Annotated in this window: 24 protein-coding genes and 1 tRNA gene; 13 read left to right on the forward strand and 12 right to left on the reverse strand. The window is 32.5% G+C overall.

Going from position 1 to position 21,750, the window contains the following annotated elements; translation table 11 throughout:
• The first annotated feature begins 30 nt into the window (after positions 1-30).
• The 8 genes from AAEU33_RS17290 to AAEU33_RS17325 all read left to right on the forward strand — a co-directional run bounded on the left by AAEU33_RS17290 (position 31) and on the right by AAEU33_RS17325 (position 6,775).
• Entirely contained in the window at positions 31-1,272 is a 1,242-nt protein-coding gene (locus AAEU33_RS17290; protein WP_345989178.1) for a spondin domain-containing protein, read from the forward strand.
• Between the two features lie 288 nt (positions 1,273-1,560).
• Positions 1,561-2,211: a cytochrome P460 family protein gene (locus AAEU33_RS17295; RefSeq protein WP_345989180.1), complete on the forward strand. Its 651-nt coding sequence runs from the start codon at positions 1,561-1,563 to the stop codon at positions 2,209-2,211.
• 126 nt (positions 2,212-2,337) lie between these two features.
• A complete protein-coding gene (locus AAEU33_RS17300) occupies positions 2,338-2,883 on the forward strand; it encodes a hypothetical protein (RefSeq protein ID WP_345989182.1) in 546 nt (181 codons plus the stop codon).
• Between the two features lie 333 nt (positions 2,884-3,216).
• Positions 3,217-4,440: a bifunctional alpha/beta hydrolase/OsmC family protein gene (locus AAEU33_RS17305; protein WP_345989184.1), complete on the forward strand. Its 1,224-nt coding sequence runs from the start codon at positions 3,217-3,219 to the stop codon at positions 4,438-4,440.
• 11 nt (positions 4,441-4,451) lie between these two features.
• Entirely contained in the window at positions 4,452-4,913 is a 462-nt protein-coding gene (gene msrB, locus AAEU33_RS17310) for a peptide-methionine (R)-S-oxide reductase MsrB (protein ID WP_345989186.1), read from the forward strand.
• Between the two features lie 177 nt (positions 4,914-5,090).
• Positions 5,091-5,549, forward strand: a complete 459-nt coding sequence (locus tag AAEU33_RS17315; protein WP_345989188.1) for a redoxin domain-containing protein — start codon at positions 5,091-5,093, stop codon at positions 5,547-5,549.
• A gap of 311 nt (positions 5,550-5,860) precedes the next feature.
• Entirely contained in the window at positions 5,861-6,355 is a 495-nt protein-coding gene (msrA, locus tag AAEU33_RS17320) for a peptide-methionine (S)-S-oxide reductase MsrA (RefSeq protein WP_345989190.1), read from the forward strand.
• A 138-nt stretch (positions 6,356-6,493) separates the two neighbouring features.
• On the forward strand, positions 6,494-6,775 hold the full coding sequence (locus AAEU33_RS17325) for a DUF427 domain-containing protein (protein ID WP_345989192.1): 282 nt from the start codon (positions 6,494-6,496) through the stop codon (positions 6,773-6,775).
• 518 nt (positions 6,776-7,293) lie between these two features.
• Here AAEU33_RS17325 and AAEU33_RS17330 read toward each other — a convergent pair.
• The 10 genes from AAEU33_RS17330 to AAEU33_RS17375 form a co-directional block, all read right to left on the reverse strand.
• Positions 7,294-7,731 (reverse strand): MarR family transcriptional regulator, encoded by a 438-nt coding sequence (locus tag AAEU33_RS17330; RefSeq protein ID WP_345989194.1) that lies wholly within the window; start codon positions 7,729-7,731, stop codon positions 7,294-7,296.
• A 558-nt stretch (positions 7,732-8,289) separates the two neighbouring features.
• The gene (locus tag AAEU33_RS17335) at positions 8,290-8,670 is read right to left on the reverse strand and encodes an aerolysin family beta-barrel pore-forming toxin (RefSeq protein ID WP_345989196.1); all 381 of its coding nucleotides are present in this window, start codon (positions 8,668-8,670) and stop codon (positions 8,290-8,292) included.
• Positions 8,636-9,388 carry a hypothetical protein gene (locus AAEU33_RS17340; RefSeq protein ID WP_345989198.1) on the reverse strand — a complete coding sequence of 251 codons (753 nt, stop codon included), beginning with the start codon at positions 9,386-9,388 and terminating at the stop codon, positions 8,636-8,638. The genes AAEU33_RS17335 and AAEU33_RS17340 overlap by 35 nt, the downstream gene beginning before the upstream one ends.
• Positions 9,389-9,500: 112 nt before the next feature.
• On the reverse strand, positions 9,501-9,941 hold the full coding sequence (locus AAEU33_RS17345) for a glycosyltransferase family A protein (protein ID WP_345989200.1): 441 nt from the start codon (positions 9,939-9,941) through the stop codon (positions 9,501-9,503).
• Between the two features lie 1,059 nt (positions 9,942-11,000).
• The gene (locus AAEU33_RS17350) at positions 11,001-11,423 is read right to left on the reverse strand and encodes a DUF417 family protein (RefSeq protein WP_345989202.1); all 423 of its coding nucleotides are present in this window, start codon (positions 11,421-11,423) and stop codon (positions 11,001-11,003) included.
• 103 nt (positions 11,424-11,526) lie between these two features.
• Complete coding sequence (locus AAEU33_RS17355) at positions 11,527-12,204, reverse strand: hypothetical protein (protein ID WP_345989204.1); 678 nt, start codon at positions 12,202-12,204, stop codon at positions 11,527-11,529.
• 775 nt (positions 12,205-12,979) lie between these two features.
• Positions 12,980-13,498 (reverse strand): ester cyclase, encoded by a 519-nt coding sequence (locus AAEU33_RS17360; protein ID WP_345989206.1) that lies wholly within the window; start codon positions 13,496-13,498, stop codon positions 12,980-12,982.
• Positions 13,499-14,508: 1,010 nt separating this feature from the next.
• Positions 14,509-14,593: transfer RNA gene (locus AAEU33_RS17365), tRNA-Ser, on the reverse strand.
• Positions 14,594-14,686: 93 nt separating this feature from the next.
• The gene (locus tag AAEU33_RS17370; RefSeq protein WP_172278118.1) at positions 14,687-15,745 is read right to left on the reverse strand and encodes a ketoacyl-ACP synthase III; all 1,059 of its coding nucleotides are present in this window, start codon (positions 15,743-15,745) and stop codon (positions 14,687-14,689) included.
• Between the two features lie 255 nt (positions 15,746-16,000).
• On the reverse strand, positions 16,001-16,342 hold the full coding sequence (locus AAEU33_RS17375; RefSeq protein ID WP_172278116.1) for a helix-turn-helix domain-containing protein: 342 nt from the start codon (positions 16,340-16,342) through the stop codon (positions 16,001-16,003).
• Positions 16,343-16,477: 135 nt separating this feature from the next.
• Here AAEU33_RS17375 and AAEU33_RS17380 point away from each other — a divergent pair, with 135 nt between their 5' ends.
• On the forward strand, positions 16,478-17,539 hold the full coding sequence (locus tag AAEU33_RS17380; protein WP_273647677.1) for an NADH:flavin oxidoreductase: 1,062 nt from the start codon (positions 16,478-16,480) through the stop codon (positions 17,537-17,539).
• 174 nt (positions 17,540-17,713) lie between these two features.
• Here the strand turns inward: AAEU33_RS17380 and AAEU33_RS17385 are convergent, their stop codons facing one another.
• On the reverse strand, positions 17,714-18,103 hold the full coding sequence (locus tag AAEU33_RS17385) for a RidA family protein (protein WP_345989209.1): 390 nt from the start codon (positions 18,101-18,103) through the stop codon (positions 17,714-17,716).
• Between the two features lie 99 nt (positions 18,104-18,202).
• Positions 18,203-18,766 (reverse strand): Crp/Fnr family transcriptional regulator, encoded by a 564-nt coding sequence (locus AAEU33_RS17390; RefSeq protein WP_345989211.1) that lies wholly within the window; start codon positions 18,764-18,766, stop codon positions 18,203-18,205.
• A 108-nt stretch (positions 18,767-18,874) separates the two neighbouring features.
• Here AAEU33_RS17390 and AAEU33_RS17395 point away from each other — a divergent pair, with 108 nt between their 5' ends.
• From AAEU33_RS17395 to AAEU33_RS17410, 4 genes are all read left to right on the forward strand, one after another.
• Positions 18,875-19,708, forward strand: coding sequence for a sigma-70 family RNA polymerase sigma factor (locus AAEU33_RS17395; RefSeq protein ID WP_345989213.1), 834 nt, complete (start codon positions 18,875-18,877; stop codon positions 19,706-19,708).
• A gap of 47 nt (positions 19,709-19,755) precedes the next feature.
• Positions 19,756-20,388, forward strand: a complete 633-nt coding sequence (locus tag AAEU33_RS17400; protein WP_345989215.1) for an NAD(P)H-dependent oxidoreductase — start codon at positions 19,756-19,758, stop codon at positions 20,386-20,388.
• Complete coding sequence (locus tag AAEU33_RS17405) at positions 20,351-20,707, forward strand: nuclear transport factor 2 family protein (protein WP_345989216.1); 357 nt, start codon at positions 20,351-20,353, stop codon at positions 20,705-20,707. Before AAEU33_RS17400 ends, AAEU33_RS17405 begins: the two co-directional genes overlap by 38 nt.
• A gap of 176 nt (positions 20,708-20,883) precedes the next feature.
• A complete protein-coding gene (locus AAEU33_RS17410; protein WP_345989218.1) occupies positions 20,884-21,747 on the forward strand; it encodes a DUF1932 domain-containing protein in 864 nt (287 codons plus the stop codon).
• The last annotated feature ends 3 nt before the right edge of the window (positions 21,748-21,750 follow it).

The raw sequence follows: 21,750 nt of genomic DNA on the forward strand, positions 1-21,750 counted from the left end.
AAAATAATTACAAAATAAAAATTAGAATTTATGAAAAAAACGACTCTTAAAACTATTCTTTTTGCTACAGCTTCCATGCTTATATTTAGCGTTACATCTTGCAAAAATGACAATAACAATGACAACGACAATGATAATGAAAATAAGAAAACAATTACATTTGAAAATTTAGTGCCTCTTAAAGATTTTGTAGAAAGTGGAGAAATTCTTGGAGTTACAAATTCAAATGGAAATCTCACTATTAATCCAGGAGAATCTCAGAGTATTACCTTTAGTGCAGGAAAGGCTCAATCGTTAATGTTCGTGACAATGTATAAAGCTTCAAAAGACTGGTTTTTTTCATCAGCTCAGCCAGGAATCAAATTATTTGACACAGATGGAAAAGCCATTACAGGAGATGTTTCTTCACAAGTTCAATTATGGGATAATGGAACAAAAGAAAATACCTCTGGGCAAATAGAAAGTAAACCAATAAGATTAGTTCCTAATATAGACGCTTCTCAATTAATGAAACTATATCTTACCTATGATGATATTTCTTCTGAATTTACATTAAAAATAACAAATACTTCAGGTGGAACTTTACATGAAACTCCCTTCTCCTCAGGTGTATGGGCCATTTCAAATTTTAATGGTGTAAAATTAGCAAATGAAACTCCTTTTTTTAAGCCAAACTTCTTGTCTAATCCTGAACTTACTGACATTGCAGAAATGGGAAATATTACTAAGATGAAGACAAAGTTAGCAGCAAATACAGGTCTAGTACCTGATCTTTCTGAGGGTCTCATTGTAGTTTATACTGGAGATAAAAATCCGATTTTTGAGTTAGGCAAATTAGATGCAGGGATAGGATTGAAAGAACTTTCACAAATGGGAGTTGCTGCCAAACTTCAGAACAGTTTAAAAGCTCTATCCTATGTCAAGGGTGTTTACAAAATAGGAAATATTCTAATAGCACCAGGAGAAAAAGCAAGTACAAGTTTTGAGGCAGGTGCCGGTGATAAACTAGCCTATGTAACAATGTTTGGTATTTCAAATGATTGGTTTTATTCCAACAATAAGGTTATTAGTGGTAATACAAAGGGAGACTTGACTTCTAGCACAACTTTATATGATTCAGGAACTGGAATCGATCAATATCCAGGTGCAGGAAATAATCAAGTTGTATTTGGTGGAACCCCACTTCCAGAAAGTAAAATCATCTCTGAAGTTGTGGGAAATAAATATCCAATTCCACCTTTAAAAAACATTATAAAAGTGACTGTTAATTAACAAAAAAAATATAGCTATATTAATTTAACTATTTAAGCAGTAAAGCTGCAATCATGGTATTGATTAACTTATAAAAATGAATTCATCAATTATAACAATTATCAAAGTGAAATCCATAATCTTTCTTTGATCTATTACAGCTCATGGCTATATATTCAGTTAAAAAATACTTAAGAAAAAGCTTTTATCTCAATCCTATTAAAAAAATAATTATTGGAATATTTTATTCATAAAGTTATTGTTTACAAAACATAAATTATTAAAACATATAATTATCAAACTTCACAAATGAAAAAAAAAAGCAATCATATTATCTTATTTATCCTATTAATAATTACAGCCACAGCTATTTCTCGTTCAAACAAAATTGAAAAAAATCCATATTATAAATATGATAAACAAGGTAATTTGTTTCGCCCAAAAGATTATCGTTCCTGGATATTTGCTGGAACAGTAGCAAGTCCAAAGATACTTGACCCCAATGTTATCTTTCCAGATTTTCAAAATATATACATTGATCCAATAAGTTTTAAATTTTGGAAGAAAAATGGATATTTTCGTGAGGGGACAATTTTTGTGAAAGAATTACTTAAAGCAACTGATAGGAGAGAACTTCCAATAGGAAAAGGTTTTGTTCAAGGAAAAGTTTGGGATGTTGCTGTTACAATTAAAGATACAGCACGCTATCCTAAAGCTCCAGGAGGGTGGGAATATTTTGATTTTGTCGAAGACAAAGATGGTAACTATGATGAATTTTCACCTGTAATGGGTAACACAGGCTGTATAGCCTGCCATAGTAAGTCCGAAACTGGATATGGCCCATTTTCAGAACTATATGCTCCACTAAGAGATGCTCAAGGATTTGATAAAGACAATCCTGAAAATTTGAGTAACAGAAATAAATTACCATCATACCTGCTTAGATATTTAAACGAGTAAAATTTGTAAAACTAAAAATCTCACAATTTTCTTCTATACTTCTATTTTAATTCCATCCACTAAAATTTAAGATTAAAAAACAATCTTACTCTAAGCAAAAAGAATATTTTTTAAAAAATTAAAATTATGAAAGATCCAAAAGATTTAGTAACAGCAGTTTCCGATTTAAGAGATTGTGGTTATAATTATGAATTCTCAATCAAAGACAAGCAATTGTTTTCGGACGATTTAAGTATGACATTTGAAATGGACGAATTTATAATTGATAAAGCATATAGTTTCAATGAATATCAAGAACCCATAAATGAACGCTTGTTTGCTATTACCCTTACTAAAGAGAAAACAAAAGGCTATTTGGTAGATGCTTATGGGGCAATCGAAGCCGCGGACTCAAATGAAATACATATTAAGTTCAATGTTATGAATATCAATCATGTTCATCCTATTGACGACGAGGAAACAAAATATGGCTTACCTCGCGTAAAAAAAGCATTGTTCAATGAGGAACCTGATCGTTATACATTCCGTATGGGCTTTCCCGACTTCCCTCCGTGTCCTTTTGGAAATAAATTCGAAGCTCTTGGATGGGACAAAGAAGATAAACATTATGTTTGGCTTGCTTCGAGTATCATAAAAGACAATCGATTGGTGCGAGAATTATATAAAAAATAGAGAATTATCCAACATAGAAATCTGATATATTAAACCAAAGAGTTAAATATCATCATAAAAGATCAGCACCAGTTACAAATTAGAAAAATAGGGACATCTCTCGTTATCTGAAAATTTCTATGGAAAAACTAATTTTAATATCAAAAGCATTATTTTTAGTTATCCATTTTATGCAATATCCAACTTTATTTCAAGTCAGGTAGTGAAAGAAATTTGATAAATGGATCAACGCAAAAAAACATTTGTATATTCATCAATAAAGGTTTGTGTTTTGTAACCAGCTGAATTACTTGAAAACCTGAGAACTTATAAAAACATCAAATAATTTAACAGATGAAAAGAATACAACTTGATATTACTAACCAAAAAGGTAATAAACTAAATGCTTATCTTGAACTTCCAGCGAATCGGAAACCTAATTTTTATTGTATTTTTGCTCATTGCTTTACTTGCAATAGCACCACTGATGCAGCTCGAACTATTAGTAGAACGCTTACTGGTTACGGTTTTGGTGTAGTCCGTTTCGATTTCATGGGCTTAGGGCGAAGTGAAGGTGATTTTGCTGAGAGTCATTTTTCAGGTAATGTAGAAGATCTTATTTCGGTAAGCAATTATCTGGCTGAATACTACGAAGCCCCTTCACTTTTAGTTGGACATTCTTTAGGAGGAGCAGCAGCTATTGTTGCGGCATCCCAGTTAGAGAATGTTAAAGCCGTTGCTACTATCGGAGCCCCTGCATCTGTATCGCATGTAAAACGTTTGTTTTCTGATCAGGTAAAAAATGAAGAACAAAATGAACTCGTCAATATTACCATTGAAGGACGTCCTTTCAAAATCAATTCGAAGTTTGTCAATGATTTTGATAAGACCGATTTGCTATCTATAGTGAAATCGTTTCGTAAACCTATCATGATTATGCACTCCCCTATCGATAATAGTGTTGGTATAGAAAATGCCCGAGATTTATATCACAATGCTTTTCATCCGAAAAGCTTTATTGGATTGGATGGCGCTGATCACTTATTAACCAAACATAGAGACAGCCAATACGTTGGAAACATGATCGGTGCCTGGGTACAGCGTTATTTTGATCAAAATGAAAATGAAATGCTAGACCCTTTAGGAGAGCAACTGGTAGCTTACTTAAATATAAAAGAGGATAAATTTACTACTATGATGCAAACCCGTAAGCATTCTCTTACGGCTGACGAACCCGAAAGCTTAGGTGGCAATGATCTAGGCCCTACTCCTTATGATTTCTTAAGTGCTGCACTAGCTGCTTGTTCCGTATTAACTGTAAAACTTTATGCTGAAAGAAGAGGTTGGGATTTACAGGAAGTGTATAGCTACATTACCCATTCTAAAAAACACAGTGATGACCTGCTGATTGATATGGAAAAACCAGGGCAGATAGATCACATTTCCAAAAAGATAAAACTTATCGGAAATTTATCCGATGACCAACAAAAACGGCTCATTGAAATTGCTTCCAAATGTCCAGTACACAAAACATTAACAAGCAAAGTCATTATAGAAACAGAAAATATTAATAATTAAATATAAAACAAATGATAAATTGGACGGATGTACTGAATTTTGCCGAAAAAAGCAATCCAAAACCACCAAGAAGAGTTGAAAAAACACTTAAAGAATGGAAAGCCTTATTATCCGATGAAGCTTTTTATGTAACCAGGCAACACGGTACTGAAAGAGCTCACAGTTCAGAAATGTGCAGTATTTTTGAACCTGCAAAATATGCATGTATATGTTGTGACACAACCCTTTTCGACAGTGGTGAAAAATATGAAAGTGGTACGGGCTGGCCATCATTTACCCAACCTATCGCTATAGAAAATGTGGCATATAAAAAAGATAGCGGTTTTGGAATGATAAGAATCGAAGCATTATGTAATGTTTGTGATGCTCACTTGGGACACGTGTTCCCTGATGGACCTTCACCAAGCGGTTTGCGTTATTGTATAAATGCTGTTGCATTGAATAAAATAAAAGAAGAAAAAAGTAAGAATTGAATTAAACGTCATTAGTTGATTTTTACACAACCAGTTATACAGAAAGCTTCTGTGGAATTTATTGTAACGTGATAAGCAAAATTATAACTGATCCATGAAATACACTGTATAAAATCGGAATCAAAAAATTGTACTAGATATAAAACAAAAACAATGGAGAATATTAAAAATCAAAGAATGAAAGCCCCAGAATTAAGAGTAAAACAATGGATAAACGCTAATGGTGACGAACTAAAGGAACCTATAAAACTATCCGATTATAAAGAAAAATTTAAAATCATTTATTGCTTTCAACATTGGTGCCCGGGCTGCCATAGTGTTGGACTTCCATCACTTAAAAAACTGGTTGATATATTTGAAAGAAATGATAAAATTGTTTTTCTGGCCGTTCAAACGGTTTTTGAAGGAGCTCACGCCAATACTTACGAAAAAATAGTGGAAACACAGAAAAAATATAATCTAAATATCCCTTTCGGTCACGATCCCGGAAATGGAATGTCGACTATTATGGAAGATTACAGTACGGGCGGAACACCTTGGTTCATTTTTATAGACCAGGAAGACAATATTGTATTTGCTGATTTTCATATCAATACAGATGGTGCTATCCAATATCTAAAAGAAACCTTCAGTTAATTTAAATCATACAGTATAAAGTTAATAAGGAATTTGTTTTATCCTTAGAAAATAGATTAAGTTCATATATTAATTACAGTTTAGCTGACAATCTAGAAATGAGGTTTTTTGAAAATGCCTTACGATTTCAAGGGAGCGGAGTTAGGAAAAGAACTGGTCTTGAAAACCTTTGAGAAATTAATCAAAGATGGTTATAGTACCACTGCTATTTGCAACTTTATAAAAACGAAAGCAAAACGTATCTTCAATGAAACAAAATTATTTAATAGAAATAAAAAAGAATAAACCGAAATTCAATAAATAATATAAAAATGGAAAACACTAAAAAAGTATATATCGCTGGCGGTTGCTTTTGGGGAATGGAAGATCTTTTCAGAAAGCAAAAAGGAATAATTGATACCGAAGTAGGTTACATTGGTGGAAACAACGAAAATCCAACTTATCGAAATCATCCAGGCCATGCAGAAGCTATTGAAATAACATATGACACCACCCAGACTAATTTCAAGGAAATATTGGACTATTTCTATCGTATTCATAATCCAACTACTATTGACCGACAGGGAAACGATATAGGTTCAAGTTATCGATCTGCTATTTTTTATCAAAATGAAGAAGAAAAACAAATAGCCGAATATGTGATTGCGATTGTAAATAAATCAAACAAATGGAAAGGACAAGTAGTAACCACTTTAGAACCTTATAGCAAGTTTTGGCCAGCAGAAGATAACCATCAAGATTACCTAGTGAAAAATCCCAATGGTTATACCTGTCATTTTGAAAGGTTTGGATCGTTTTTAAACTAAAGATTTAACTCCTCAAAAACAAGAGGAACAATTGAAATCAACCTTTGAAAAAGATCGTAAATATTTAAGGTGCTTACAAAGTGACTTATAATATCTCATACTTAATTTTATATACACAAACTCAAAATTATAAAATATATGAAAGCAATTTGGAATGGAACAGTGATCGCAGAAAGTAATGAAACTGTAAACATTGAAGGAAATCATTATTTTCCTGAAGATTCAATAAAAAAAGAATATTTCTCTGAAACAGAAACGCATACTACCTGTCCATGGAAAGGCCATGCAAGCTATTACAACATAAATGTTAATGGGAGAGAAAACAAGGATGCAGCCTGGTATTACAAACAACCAAGCGAATTAGCCAAAGCAATTAAAAATCATATAGCCTTTTGGCGTGGAGTGATTATAGAAGAATAGTCTAAAATTAGGTATTCTTATAAGATAGCTTACTATTATATTAGTAACAACAAGATGTCTTTCTATCAAAAAAACCGGAGAAAAAATTCCTCCGTTTTTTTTGATACTTAAGTTTGGATCAATTTATAATGACATCTTTACAAAAGTAGTTTATTCATATCATCAAAACCTGAAGAAGTGGAATATGAATTGGTTAAAAAATATAAAATCCAGAAACTTTAACGTAATACTTAAAAGTAAATTTATTGCGCATTTTCACATTATTATAAAATTAAATAGAATGAATAGAAAGCTTAGTGAAGTAATTCTTATCATGATATCTACCATTAGGAATAATAAGCAAAGTAGATTGCAGATCACACCTTTCATACAATATTATCAAAACTTTAATTTTCGAACTAAGATTTGTTAATTTATACATCCTTATTGGTCAAAACCAAAAAAATTGTTCAATAATATTTGATACTATTGGTTATTACTTATAATAAATTTATATTATATTTTAATATATAAAAACCCTACCCTTTCAACTTAGATAATAGATCAATAAGCAACTTAGCCTCCTCCTCAGTTACAGAACTATAAATATTATCTATCTCAAATATATGCTTTTCGATTTCTTCATACAATTTTTTCCCTTTTAAAGTTAATTGTATGTCAACTAATCTTTTATCCTTACTATTAGTGACTTTTTCAACTAAACCTTTTAAAATCAAACGATCTACCATTCTAGATACACCTGAATTCTTTTCTGGCATTTTTTTTAGTATATCAGATGTAGAAAGTGGTACTGAAGAATTAGAAAGAATTAAAACAACCCCATATTGATGACAAGTAAGATCATATCTCAAAAAAAATTCCTGAGCTTTATCATAAACATGATTATACACTTCTCCCATTACAGTTCCTAATTTCATTTTAAGTGAAATCTCTTTAATATGAATTTTGCCTCCCATTTTATTAACAATTATATCAAAACAACAAAAAGAATTGGCTAAGTCTAATCAATGAAAGTTTATATTCTTAACACAAAACTGGTTTAAAAATTCCTCCTTTTCAATCTTATACTTTGCCTAACTTTACCTCTATAATATTTGATATACAAATATAATGATTACTCATTAATGACAATAATTAAAAAACATCAACATTTAATTGCTATTGATACTGCGATTAGAGTATTTAAAACATTAAATAATTTTTGGAAAATTCTGCCTTATTTAGCTTTATCAATAACCTTTATGAGAAAATTAAATAAGGAAATCTAAAAAATAAACTAAATATTGATCAAAAGAAAAATAAAAAACATCTCCGGAAGCATCGGAGATGTTTTATTATTTTAAGATGATATCTCTTTATTAATTGATACTTTTTGCCGGGGAAGATACAACATGTACTTCTACATAATTGAGTGCTTTAACAGTTCCTATTTCGCTTTTAATATTAGGTAAAAATTTGGATATGTGGAAATAGGGCCTGACCAAAAATAATGCCCATTTACAGCTGGGTTAAAATTAGTACGTACAGTACCATCCAATGAAAATGGGAGTGTAATCAATTGTTGTTGTTCTTATTTTGGTAAATGCTTTTACTTCTACCTCAGAATGAGGAGGAACTTTTACTGTATAAGATGATTCTTTGGTTGTTTCATGAGAGTTTTCTTCTCCATTAACAGTTTCTCCACCAACAACTACTTCAGTAGATATTTCTCCTTTTGCTACTAAGGGAACTTTAACTTCTGCTTTTGCTCCTATTTTAAAACTTCCCAATACTTTTCTTTGCCATGTCTTTTTATAACCCTCTTTGTAACTATATTTCACAGTAAGTTGTGCTTCTGTATCACTATTAATAACTACTTTTTCAAAAATATTTTTTGATTTCTTGCATTTTATCAAAAATTAAAGGAGGATAATTACCATGTGGCTTATAGCATTTTTCACACATATCTAATTTTAAATTGGCAGATTCATCAAGATCCTTATAAGGAAATATGCTAAAAATAAGCTCATGCTTCATAATATTAAGATAAAAATTCTCGTCCGACACTTCAATGTCGGCTTCTTTTATCTTATCAAAAATATTTTCAGCTATTTTAAGAATACTTAATATTTCGCGCACACCATCTTTTTGCAGCAGCAAATCATTATCGTGCAAATCAATATTCATCTCCTCGATATCATTTATAAACAATCGGATAGCCCTTTTACCGTGTAAAACCTTGGCTGGGATACTAGTATCTAATTTACTCTCATAGCTGAAATTGCTAATATTATTTTCTAACAATATGTACAATTCGTGGACATGTTTTACACTCCTTTCTTTTATCTCTCTTTTTCCGTTAGCATCTAATTGTTTTTGCACAATATTATTTGCAGTTCTACGCTCTCGCAGAGCAAGAAAAAGTAATATAATCCCTAAAAGCTGAGCGATTGGAGCTATAATTTTCCAAAATGCAGAACTAATTTCTCCTGCATCTTTAAGATTATTGATACTAAGTGAAAAATAAAACAAAGGAATTAAAAGTATTAAAATGATTACTATTATTAGTAATATAATAGGCCATTTAAGCTCAGAGTTATTTTTTTTATTTGATTTTAGAGCTTTCTCTTTCATATTTTAAGCTTAATAGTTCATTTATAACTGCTTTGATTATATTACTTAATTAGTTGAAATAAACAGGTCTCTTATGGTTAAAAAAAAGATAAATATTATTTTATATTATATCTCAGCGACATTTAATAATTATATTTCGCAATGCATTATCTGCTAATTCATCCTCACAATTAAGAAAACCATAAACTTTACCTACTGATAATCCAATAAGCTTTGTTTTAGACATTTCAAAACCTATTTTGGAAATATTTTCATGTATACAAAACCTTTTATCATTACCTATTATATTTTTAATAATCATAACTGAATTATCTGTAGAACAATCATCCAAAATAATAGCTTCCCAATTACTACATTTTTGTTCTATAATTGAGTCAAAACAATTCTTAAAAAACATGCCTTGATTATAATTATAAATTAAGATTGAAAATTTTAAAGGTTCAACATCCTTCTCTTTATGAAGTTCAGATTTAGAAGTGTTCTCTAATGCATTTCTATAGTTTCTGTAATCATAATCATAAATTGCATTAAGAATTTTATGTATAAATTTCATAGTAGTTATGATAGTAAAAAATTAATCCTTGCTTTTTTTAAACTAGACTCGATTCATAAAGTAGTAATTACAAAAATTATAACTGATTAAAACGTATCCCTATTTCTACATCAGTCAAACCTCATTACTGTAATAATAAAATAATTTTTATAGTATTATTATTCCTTTTATGTCGAAAATATAATAATCTAACATTTTATTACTTATTCCTTTTTGCAAAATTTATAGAAGACATTTAAGCAAAAAAGAATCAAAAGATTCAATAGTGTAAAATTAATGATTAATCATTGATGACTAATCATAAAATATGTTAAATTATATTGTTTTATTAAGGATGTGACATATGAGTAAAACTAATATCAAACTAAGCCATCTATAAACTTTTTCACAATTTAAAGCCTACTCTTTTTTAGCAGGATTATAATTCCTGCAAAGGATTTGTAGTATCGCTTCAGATTTTGTTTCTTTTCCAGTATTTTAACAATTTATTGTTCTATGTTTTTCTCTTCCTGCCGCAAGTCCAGTTGATAAATCTGTTAGAATTCTATTCTCTATCATATCTTTTGTTAAGTTCTTCAGACTGAAGAATTGCTGTTTCCACTATGGAACAAAGATCATAGTTTAAATCAATAGCCAGCTTTCAAGATGGAAAACTCATAACTCCTATTTTTCTCATGTATTCCTATACAATCTTTTAAACATCTAATCCCTAAATTTATCTTCCATATACCAAAGGGCATACCTTGTGGCTACATTGCTCGACAAAAATTGCAATAAAAAAACGTCGAAGTTTTTTCTCTGTATTCTTACCCAAAGAATGTACCGGATTATTTATTTTTTCATTGCACAAACTTGATTTTTAGCTAAGCTATTTGTTATACATAAAATCAAGTGGTTAATTCAAATCAGAATAAACTGATCATTTTATTAGATTGACATTATCAAATTTTAGAGATCTAAGCATTAGCAAGAAAATTTAATATGATTATCACAAAAGATAAACAGACTGAGTATGGATAAAATTTCTAATTATGATTTTGCAAGATTATTACCAAACCTTTACTCCTTACTGTGTTTAGCAATTATCTGGAGTGCAATGGCAAGAAATGCAATATCTTTCAGCACAAAAAAGTCGGTAATCAATATACCATTGCTTAATCTCCATATTCCAGGAGTGGTAAGTAAAAAACTAAGTGTACCCATAAAAATAGTTGCTGTTAAGTAACCTGCGACTAATCCAACTTTCTTATTCCAAAAAGATAAGATTAATAAGATAGCCGTAACTATTTCGTAAGAACCAATAATATTTGAAACACCTTGGGTAGAAGAAAAACGATACATCCAGTTCATAAGAAAACTGTTTGAAATATAGCCTTTAATTGCTGTTGCTTCTTCTGGTGTAAACTTGAAGATACCAATCCATATTAGCACAGTAATTGTACCTATAACCGCTAAGTTGTAGCCTGTTTTGTTTAAATTCATAATATATTTGTTTTCGCAATTATCTTCAATAATGCATTATGTTATACAATTATTTTTAAAATTCGACAGCAAATTTTAAAAGAAATAAAATATCTATATATCCTTATTGATATCTTATTATATTAACATTGGTTATATTACCAGACCCTGTACTACCAGATTGATTACCTTGTATTGTCATATTACCACCAGACGAATAAATACCCATTGCAAAAGAATCTCCCGCATTAAATTTCAAAGTGGTAACATAATTATGAAACTGTCTAGAGCTTTTAGGATAAGAAAATGTAGCCCTACCAATCCACTGTCTATTACCATTTACAATACCCATAATAATATCAGTATCCAAAGGAAAATCGTTCAATCCTAATTGAAAAGTAATTTGATATAGACCACTTTCTTTTACCGTAAAAATACCATTATTAGCATAAGTCAAACTTTGGTTATTAAGCACAACAACCTCATCAAGTGGTAATAGAGTTATTTCATTACTAGAACCTGCATCATTGTAAGAGAAGTTAGTAGTTCTCCTTACTAATCCAACTACCCTTGGCATAAAAGCTGACGAAGTCATATTATCGACAGATATTTTATTGATTACCCCATCTTTATTTGGCACTAGCAGATAATTAGTTGATGAAATCTCTTCAATCTTTCTAATTCTTGTATTACCATTAACATCTAAATTATTGGTTGGAGAAGTTGTGTTAATACCTACGTTTCCTGTCTGAGAAAACACAATTTGAGAAGCACCTACGATAATTAATAATTTTTTTTTCATTTTAAAGTATTTTTTTAATTTATATTTTTTTTGTTTTCAAGTGAATTTAATTTATTTAGCATATAACATATAATGTGATATGGACTCACAAAAATTAATAACAATTAAAAATTTTATGTTTATTTTGACTTCTTTTGCAACAAATAAACAGTAGGTTATTTAGTTTTTTAAGAATTTCTTCTTTAATATACTCTGCTTATTTCTTTTCGTAAACTTTATCAAATAAAAACATCTACACATTTATCAATGTATTACTGGAAAGCATTTCAAATCATTAATATTTAATGTTCAAAAATTGATAAGTTCAAATTTTCATACTATTAACATTATCCAGTACATCAGATAAAATTTCATTTTCTAATTAAACTTATTTTTACAAATTTAATGATTAATCATCAATGATTAATCATTAAAAATGTTAAAATTTAATTCTGAGGGTATTTTCTTAATTTTAATAAATGAAAAAAAAATAAAAATGCCCATCAGAAGATGGGCTAAAAATACACTGTAGAAAAAATATTTCCACTTGATAATGAAAAACGTGATAAATACTTTTGTTATTTTAAGAATATTCAAATCCCACGTGTTCTTATTTTCTTGTAAAAATGTATTACAAAATAGTACAAAATCATTACTTTTTCATAACAACGAAAAATAATACAATATAATTTCGTTGATTAATGAATTAATAATAAAGTATACTTTACATCAAGAAAATTTAATATAATTGACACAAAAATAAAGCAATGCGTATGATAAACAAAGCATTTCTTCTTTATTTTGAAGTCAATTGTGTGATCATATCGAGATCATTAGTAAGTGTTTCAAGATATATTAGTTTACCACTGTCATTGAATGTAAAGAATTCAGCAGCATACATAATTACTTTTCGTCCAGTTGGTTGGATCGGCCCGTTTGCTGATGGCAATGTACCGCTGTGAATCCCTGTAAATATATATCGTATGGCTGCCTTATTACCGGAAACAACAATATTTTCATCAATAATTTTACTGTCTGGAAAAGTTGACTTAAAAGTCTTTAACCATTTTACAAACTCATCACGTCCTTTAAATGTAGCACCATTGGTTCTATTTCCTGCCCCTCCATTAACATTAACGACAAGGCTATCATCCACTAGCAATCCATTTTTCTCAACCTCATTATTAGAAAAATTAACATGGAATTGGCGCACAATGTCAGTAATAGCATTTTGTGTACCCATTTGAGCAAATGTCGAAGAGTAAAATACTGTCATAAATAATGTAAAAATGGTAATTTTTGATTTACTATACATAATTGTTGGTTTAATAAAGTTAAAGAATTATATAATTAATAATTGTATTTAAAAGTAATGTGATTAATCAAGCTTAGATGTTATCATTAATTGTAATTATGTTTTTTTAAATAGGTTGCATAATAAATTGATTTAGCCATTTATACTAATAAGTGATAACTTAAACATATCTAAAATTGTTTATCATCTTAGTTTAGATTTATTCATCTTATTACTAATTCATTTGATTCTTAAAGGGTAATGAGCTTTTATTAATTTTAACAAAGCAAATTTAATGATTAATCATTAATGATCAGTCATAAATTTTGTTAAATTAAACTTATTTAGTAATTTAGATGTTAAAGCAAAGAAATGAATAACATTATATAACAGTTAAGTATTATCAAAATAAAGTTATAATTTTTAGGATTAATAAAACGATTTAAGAACTTCTGCACTAACTCTGGGCGTAGTCTCCAATAATAATCATTTACACAGTGTTGCTGGCAGGAACCTCCAGAATAATTATAAAGACTTGTGGAGCCTGAAATTGTGGATGCTTAACATAAATAAATGATTAAACATCAAAATAAACCTGCAAGTTTAGAGAATCATAACGTTAGCAGGAAACTGTAAAGAAGCATTTACCTTTTATCAATCCTGTTTTGGATTCAGTGTTTTAGCTTCTTGAGTATTTCCTAATGCCTTGTGCGCTTTAGTATCCCATTTTGCAGATCAATATATCTTTTCGCAGCAATATCAGCTGTCTTGCCCTCTATAGTAATTATTAAATAGATCGGAGCTGTTCAGTTTATTCTGATTTTATTTTTTTTATAAAGAATAACAGGTTGAATGTTTTGTTCATTGTGCGATAACTTTAATTGATTAGTAATTTAATTTTTGTTACGACTTTTTGCAAGATGTACAATCATTAGATTGCCTATTGGTCAGGTTTTTATAGTTTTGATACTAACGCTAAAACAAAAAACGCTGTAAACATTGATGTTTACAGCGTTTTAGCTCTAGACTTGCGGAGAGTGAGGGATTCGAACCCCCGGACCTGTTACAGTCAACAGTTTTCAAGACTGCCGCAATCGACCACTCTGCCAACTCTCCCTGAACTCCGGCTATGCCTTCGTTTTCAGTGGTGCAAATATAGAGAGTTTTTTATTTCTGGCAAAATATTTTTAGCAGTCTGTGAATAAAATATTAAAATTTATATACAAATGCATTAATATTCATCCCCGCTCCTACTGAAGCAAACAAGACTATATCTCCTTTATCAATATCATGAGAATCCAGTTCATCTTTCAGGATCATGCTTAGTAATGAAGGGATTGTTGCCACACTGCTATTACCTAGTTTTTTGATAACCATAGGCATAATATCTTCGGGCATTGGTGTATTGTACAACTGATAGAATCTTTTAACAATAGCTTCATCCATTTTCTCATTCGCCTGATGGATGATAATCTTATTCAGTTGATCAATTCCATAGCCACTGTCATCCAGACATTTCTTCATTGCATCCGGAACATTTGAAAGAGCAAATTCGTAAATTTTACGCCCGTCCATTTTAATGTATTTGGTATCCGGGCATTTGTCATTGTTGTATGATTTTCCGAAATATAAATAATCTTTTTCTGTGAGGGTAAAAGAGGCTGAGATATGGGATTTTATTCCGTTTTCTTCCTCAGAGATCTCCAGAATGGCTGCCCCTGCCCCATCTGCATAGATCATACTATCCCTGTCGTGGATATCGACTACCCTGGATAAGGTCTCAGCTCCGATGACCAGGCATCTTTTGGCAATACCGGATTTAATGAATGCATTGGCCTGGATGATTCCTTCGATCCATCCGGGACATCCGAATAATACGTCATAGGCGACGCAAAAATTATTTTTGATTTTTAATAGGTGTTTTACCCTTGAGGCAAGACTCGGAACCGTATCGGACTGAACAGTTCCAAAGCGGACGTCCCCAAAGTTATGGGCAAATATAATATAATCCAACGTTTCAGGATCAATTCCTGCATCTTCGATAGCTGCCTTGGCAGCAATAAAGCCCAGATCGGATGTAACCTGATCATTGCTTGCATATCTTCTTTCTTCAATGCCCGTAATCTCCTTGAGTTTACTGGCAATAATAGCATTACTTTCTTTTAATGACTCGCCGCTTTTGTTTATAAAATTGTGTTTATCAAAGAATAAATTGGTAATGGTTTCCGGGGGGATGTAGTTTCCTACACCAATGATTTTACTGGTCATCTAAAAGTTATGATCTATTAATCCATTTTTGATTTAAGAATTAATTCGATAAATATAACGATTAATTATAAAAAAAAGTATTTGAGATTAGAGATTGTCTTCTTTTTTCACTTAATCTGTTATGCATGTCATAAGCATTTACTGAATTTTAATTCACTAATGCCCCTCTTATAAAAAATAAAATAATCTTTAACTGAGTAGGAATCAATCATCAACCTGGCATCAAAACTCTTAATCTTATAAAATCAAAGAACGTTATGCCTCAGCCAACACTTCTTTTGTTTCATAATTTCTTTCCCAATCTTCCAATAAATTTAAAATGGGCAAAAGAGCAAGTCCCTTTTCCGTAAGGGTATATTCAACCCGGGGTGGCAGTTCTTTAAATTCCTCTCTGATTAGCAATCCATCCTCTACCATTTCTCTTAGCTGGTCGGTAAGAACCTTACGCGAAATGACATGAATGCGGGCTGCAATCTGTCCAAACCGTAATTTTCTGTCATTAATTACCATAACAATGACAGGCTTCCATTTACTTCCCAGGGAAGACATAGCCTTTACCAGGGGACAACAGTGCTGGGTTATTTTATTTTCTTTCATAAGTTACAAGCCGGTTACTATCGTTTGTTACGACAAAGTTACCACAATTTTTTTTCTAATAGGTACAAAAACGAATTATTATTAGTTACTTTGTGTAACAAAAGAATAAAAATTATTAATAAAAATTAATAGAAAATGAGTACAGACGCGTTATTCACTCCATTTAACTATAAAAATCTACACCTTAAAAACAGAATTGTAATGGCTCCCATGACGAGAGCTCAATCGGATAATGGTGTACCTACACAACAAATTGCAGATTATTACGGCCGTAGGGCAGCCTCAGAAGTTGGATTAATCCTTTCTGAAGGAACTGTAATCAATCGCCCTGCCTCTAAAAATATGCAGAATATTCCTGATTTCTACGGTACTGAAGCATTGGCAGGTTGGAAAAATGTAATCGACCAGGTTCATCATAACGGGGGTAAAATGGGACCACAGATATGGCACGTGGGTGATACCCGTTCATCTGACGACTATCCTTTGGTTCCTATGGAAAAAGCTTCTACTATGTCTCTGGAAGATATTCAGGACACCATAAATCAATTTGCAGCTTCAGCGAAATCAGCTAAAGATTTAGGTTTCGATTGTATTGAGATCCACGGTGCTCACGGTTATCTTATCGACCAGTTTCTATGGGAGGTTACCAATACAAGAACTGATGAATATGGTGGTAAAACAATAAAGGAAAGAACCCGCTTTGCTGTAGATGTAGTAAAAGCAATCAGAGCGGCTGTAGGAGAAGATTTTACAATTATCATCCGACTTTCGCAGTGGAAACAGCAGGATTATAAAAGCAGGCTGGCCACAAACCCTTCTGAGATGGAAGATTGGTTGCTTCCTTTAAAAGAAGCGGGAGTAGATATCTTCCATTGTTCACAACGTCGTTTCTGGGAGCCAGAGTTTGAAGGTTCGGATCTTAACTTTGCCGGATGGGCCAAAAAAGTAACCGGCCAGCCAACGATTACCGTAGGGTCCGTAGGACTTAAAGGTGATTTCATGTCGGCATTTGCGGGTGAAAGCTCAGAAAAATCTGACCTTACGGAATTACTGAGAAGATTAGAAAGACAGGATTTCGACTTAGTGGCTGTAGGCCGTGCTTTACTGAACGATTATCAGTGGGTGAAAAAAGTAAAAGAGGGAAAATTAGAAGAGCTTTCAGGCTTTGCAGCGGAAAGTATGGGAGTTTTGTATTAAACCGTTACAACAATTTCTTTGTTTATATATAAAGTTTTCTTCAATAACCGGAAATCTAATCTCCAGATGATTTCCAATGTGCAAAAAGGATTTCAGAAAGTATTCGGAATTACTGGCATAAAAAACCTTCAAGTTTAAGACTTGAAGGTTTTGTTTTTTTAATAAAGTTGTTCATTATTTCACCACGGTCGCTTCGAGCTCCACTATTAAAGTTTCAAACAATCCTGTTACCTCAAGCATGGTAACTGCCTGTTCAATATCATGCCTGGCGATCCACTCCTGAAGGATAGGAAAATGAGGCCACAGCTCTTTCGTAGATGTGGTGTAAATATTTAATCTGACGATTCCTTTGCATTCATAACCCGCACTAGTAATTACTTCCTCCAGATTGGCTATAGCCTGTTCCAGCTGGGATTTCATATCCTGTGTACTCGAAGTTCCGTCAGGATCAATAGCCGCCTGCCCTGAACAGTATAAGGTAGCTTCTGCATTTTTCACTTCTACAGCCTGGGAATAGCTTCTTTCTTTTTGCCAGTTCCAGGGATTAATTGTTCGCTTTTCCATTGTTGTTTGTTGTTTATATTGTTGTAGCAAAATTGCAATATATCAAGTGGAACAACTCTTGACATGGATCACGATTATGAAGTGATGAAGATCACTCCTTTATAAAGAAAAGCGGCTTAAGGTTTCCCTCGAAACGCCAAGATAAGCAGCCAGAAGAGATTTAGGCACACGCTGAACCAGTGCCGGATATTGTTTAAGCAGCTGATCATACCTTTCTTTCGTAGAGGAGGTCATCATCGAAAGTATACGTTGCTGGGCTGATATAAAACCAAAGTAAGCTTTCTCAAGAAAAAAATGTTCCATTTTGGGAATCTCCCTGCATAATTTTTTATATCCCTCCAATGTTAAACACAGAACTTCCGTATCTTCAACGCATTCCAGAGACATCGTTGCTCTGGATCCTGTGTAAAAAGCTTTGAAATCACTCTCCCACCAGTCTTCCATGGCAAAACCTACAATATGGCTTTTATCGGTATCATCAGTGTATACCAATTTTAAAAGCCCTTTTAGAACAAAATAATTGCAGGATACAGACTCCCCTTCCTGAATCAGGAATTGGTACTTTTTATATTTCTTCCTCGTGAAATACGAGGAAATGATGGTAAATTCCTCGTCACTTAACGGAACAACTTTTTCAATATGTATTCTTAACGGATCCTGCATCTGTAGTAGCTTCGAAAGTATAAAAATACTACTTTTACTTTCTTTATTATTTAATTTGATCAGAATGGTCACGTTTTTCCCCTCTGATGGGTCTTAAAAAGAAAAGGCATGCAGGAAAATTATCGTCAGCTATTGACTTACGCTTATAATATTACAGGTTCATATGAAGATTCACAGGATCTCGTGCAAGATGTTCTGGAAAAATACATTTCATTGGATAAAACAGAAATCAGGAATGAGAAAAATTTTTTAATAAAAAGCACCATCAATCACGCTATAAATTTTAAAAACAGGCACATAAAAAAGATGGTGTATGGAGAGTGGCTTCCGGAACCTTTGTCTTTTGATAACGCAGAAAACAAGCTTATCCGGGATCAAACCGCCCGCTATACTTTACTTGTTCTTTTAGAAAAACTGACGGTTAAAGAGCGTGCTGTATATATCTTGAAAGAGGCATTTGATTATTCACACCACGAGATCTCAGAACTCCTTGATATCTCCGTTGAAAATTCAAGAAAATTACTGAGCAGAGCGACGAGACACCTTCAGAATATAGAGTATAAGCCTGACCATACCAACTCTTCGATTTCCCATGAAACCCTTTCTCAATATCAAAAAGCATTAAGCGAAGGAAGCATCCCGATGCTTGAGGAGCTTTTACTGAACGAAATCAGGCTTTCTGCAGATGGCGGACAGCGTGTCCGGGTGATAAAAGCAGTGGAAGTAGGAAAATCAGCTACAGCTGCCCTTCTTGCCTATGTCCAGCAGCAGTTTCTTAACCACAAACCTTTTACTTTTCACAGGTTCAATCATCAGCCAGCCATATGTTTCTGGAGGGAAAATCAGATATACAACTGCCATATTTTAGATGTTGATCGTGATGGCAGAATCCGGGAGATTTATTCCATAGTAGATCCGGAAAAATTAAAAAGATTAACATAAACGTCACGTTTCCGAGAAGCGGTGTGTCTTTAAAGAAAAAGCAGAACATGACAACACTACTTCGCCTCGACAGCAGCCTCAGGATAAATGATTCCTATTCCCGTTCCATGGGTGATTATTTTACAGAACAATGGAAAGTAAAATATCATGACGGAACGATTATCTCGAGAGACCTGACCTTACAGCCTATTCCCCATTTGACCCAGGAAACACTCAATGGATTTTTTGATGACTCATTACATTCAGGACACATCGGATTGTCCGATCTGCTTATAGATGAGCTGTATTCCTGCGATGAGATCCTTATTACCTCTCCGATGTACAATTATGGAATTGCCTCTTCATTAAAAGCATATTTTGACCTTATAGTCCGGACGAAAAAAACCTTTGCCTATGACACCAATGGAATAAAAGGGCTGCTGACCGGTAAAAAAGCATACCTCATTACGGCACTGGGTATTCTTCAACCTGCTTCTCAGGAAAAAAATCCTATTGAAATTCAGGTCACAAGCATATTAAACCAGCTGGGTATCTTAGATATAAGTTATTTTCCGATGGACGGAATGGTAGATCCGGAGCAAGCAGCTATAAAAATCCAACAACAAAGAAAGCAGATTAATCAACATTTAAATCAATCAGATTATGCAACAGATAAAACAGACTATAGAAAAATTTATTAAAGCAGGTGACACCAGTGATACGAATCTTATGGACGAAGTTCTTCACAAAGATTACCAGAATATTCAGGATGGATTTTTCGAACAAAAAGGGATTTTTATTATTTCCAAAGAACAATACATTGAGTACATCAGCAATAAAACCTTTGGCGGAAAACCTAGAACCCTTGCTTTTGACTCAATTGAGCAAAAAGGGAATATTGCTATTGCAAAACTCAGCCTGGAGAGCGATGTGCTCCGCTTTTCATCTACCATTACATGTGTACAGGAGGATGAAGAATGGCAGGTCATTACCAATATTCCGGTGATTGAAAAGAAGTAAATTTCACCGTAACCTTACTTACAGCCAGTGTAGAAAATATCGATACCGGCTGTAAGTATACTAATGGTTTTTAAACTATAGAAATTATCCGGGACAATATGTTTAGGAATTAAAAAAAATTAAAGAAATTTGCAATAAAATTTACTTCATCATTTGAATGTTAAACTGAAATTATAATGACTGCCCAACCTGTTATAGCTATTCTTTTTCCCGGAGACATGGGAACACAAATCGCCAGAACCTTAATCAAAAATAAATATACGGTTATCACCGCAGGTGAAGAAAGATCGCAAGTGACGCTCCAAAATATTAAAGATGCGGGAATCCATGATGTGAATACTCTACAAAACATAGCAGAACAGGCAGATATTATTATTTCATTGGCAAATCCTGAAGCAAGTCCGAAGGTGGCAGAAAATATAATCGACCATCTCAAAAACACGGATAACCGACCTGTCTTTATAGACCTCAATTCAAATACCCCTCAGATTGCTCTATCTATTGAAAAAATGTGCAGTACGGGGAATATCAGATTTGTAAACGGAGCGGTAATGGGTGCTTCCAAAGATGTTCCGGACCAGGCAACATTTGTTGTAAGCGGTATCTGGAGAAACTTATTTGCAGAACAATTCGGCGGGATATTTAAAATAAAAGATGCCGGTGAAAAAACAGAAGCAGCTTCAGCTTACAAACTTCTGTTTTCAATGGTCAATAAAGGAATGAACGCTTTGTTTTTTGAAACAATGATCGCTGCGTCTCATTATGGCATTCTTGATGAACTGAATGAAAGCCTTCAGGCATTTCTTCCGGGAACGTATCGGGATCTGATTAAAACAACTCCCACTTACCCACAGCATATTTCAAGAAGAATTGATGAAATGAAAGGTCTGACCGATATGCTCAGAAGTGAAGGACTTCCCCATACAATTGCTGCCGGTACCGCTGAAACTTTTGAAAGGGTTGATGAATCCGGTATTTTTAAAAACGAAAAATTTGATGGTGTTACAGAAACTTTCAGGAGTTTTAAAAAATTAAAATAAAAT

Source organism: Chryseobacterium sp. Chry.R1, from assembly GCF_039645525.1.
In the GTDB taxonomy this organism is placed as follows: domain Bacteria; phylum Bacteroidota; class Bacteroidia; order Flavobacteriales; family Weeksellaceae; genus Chryseobacterium; species Chryseobacterium proteolyticum.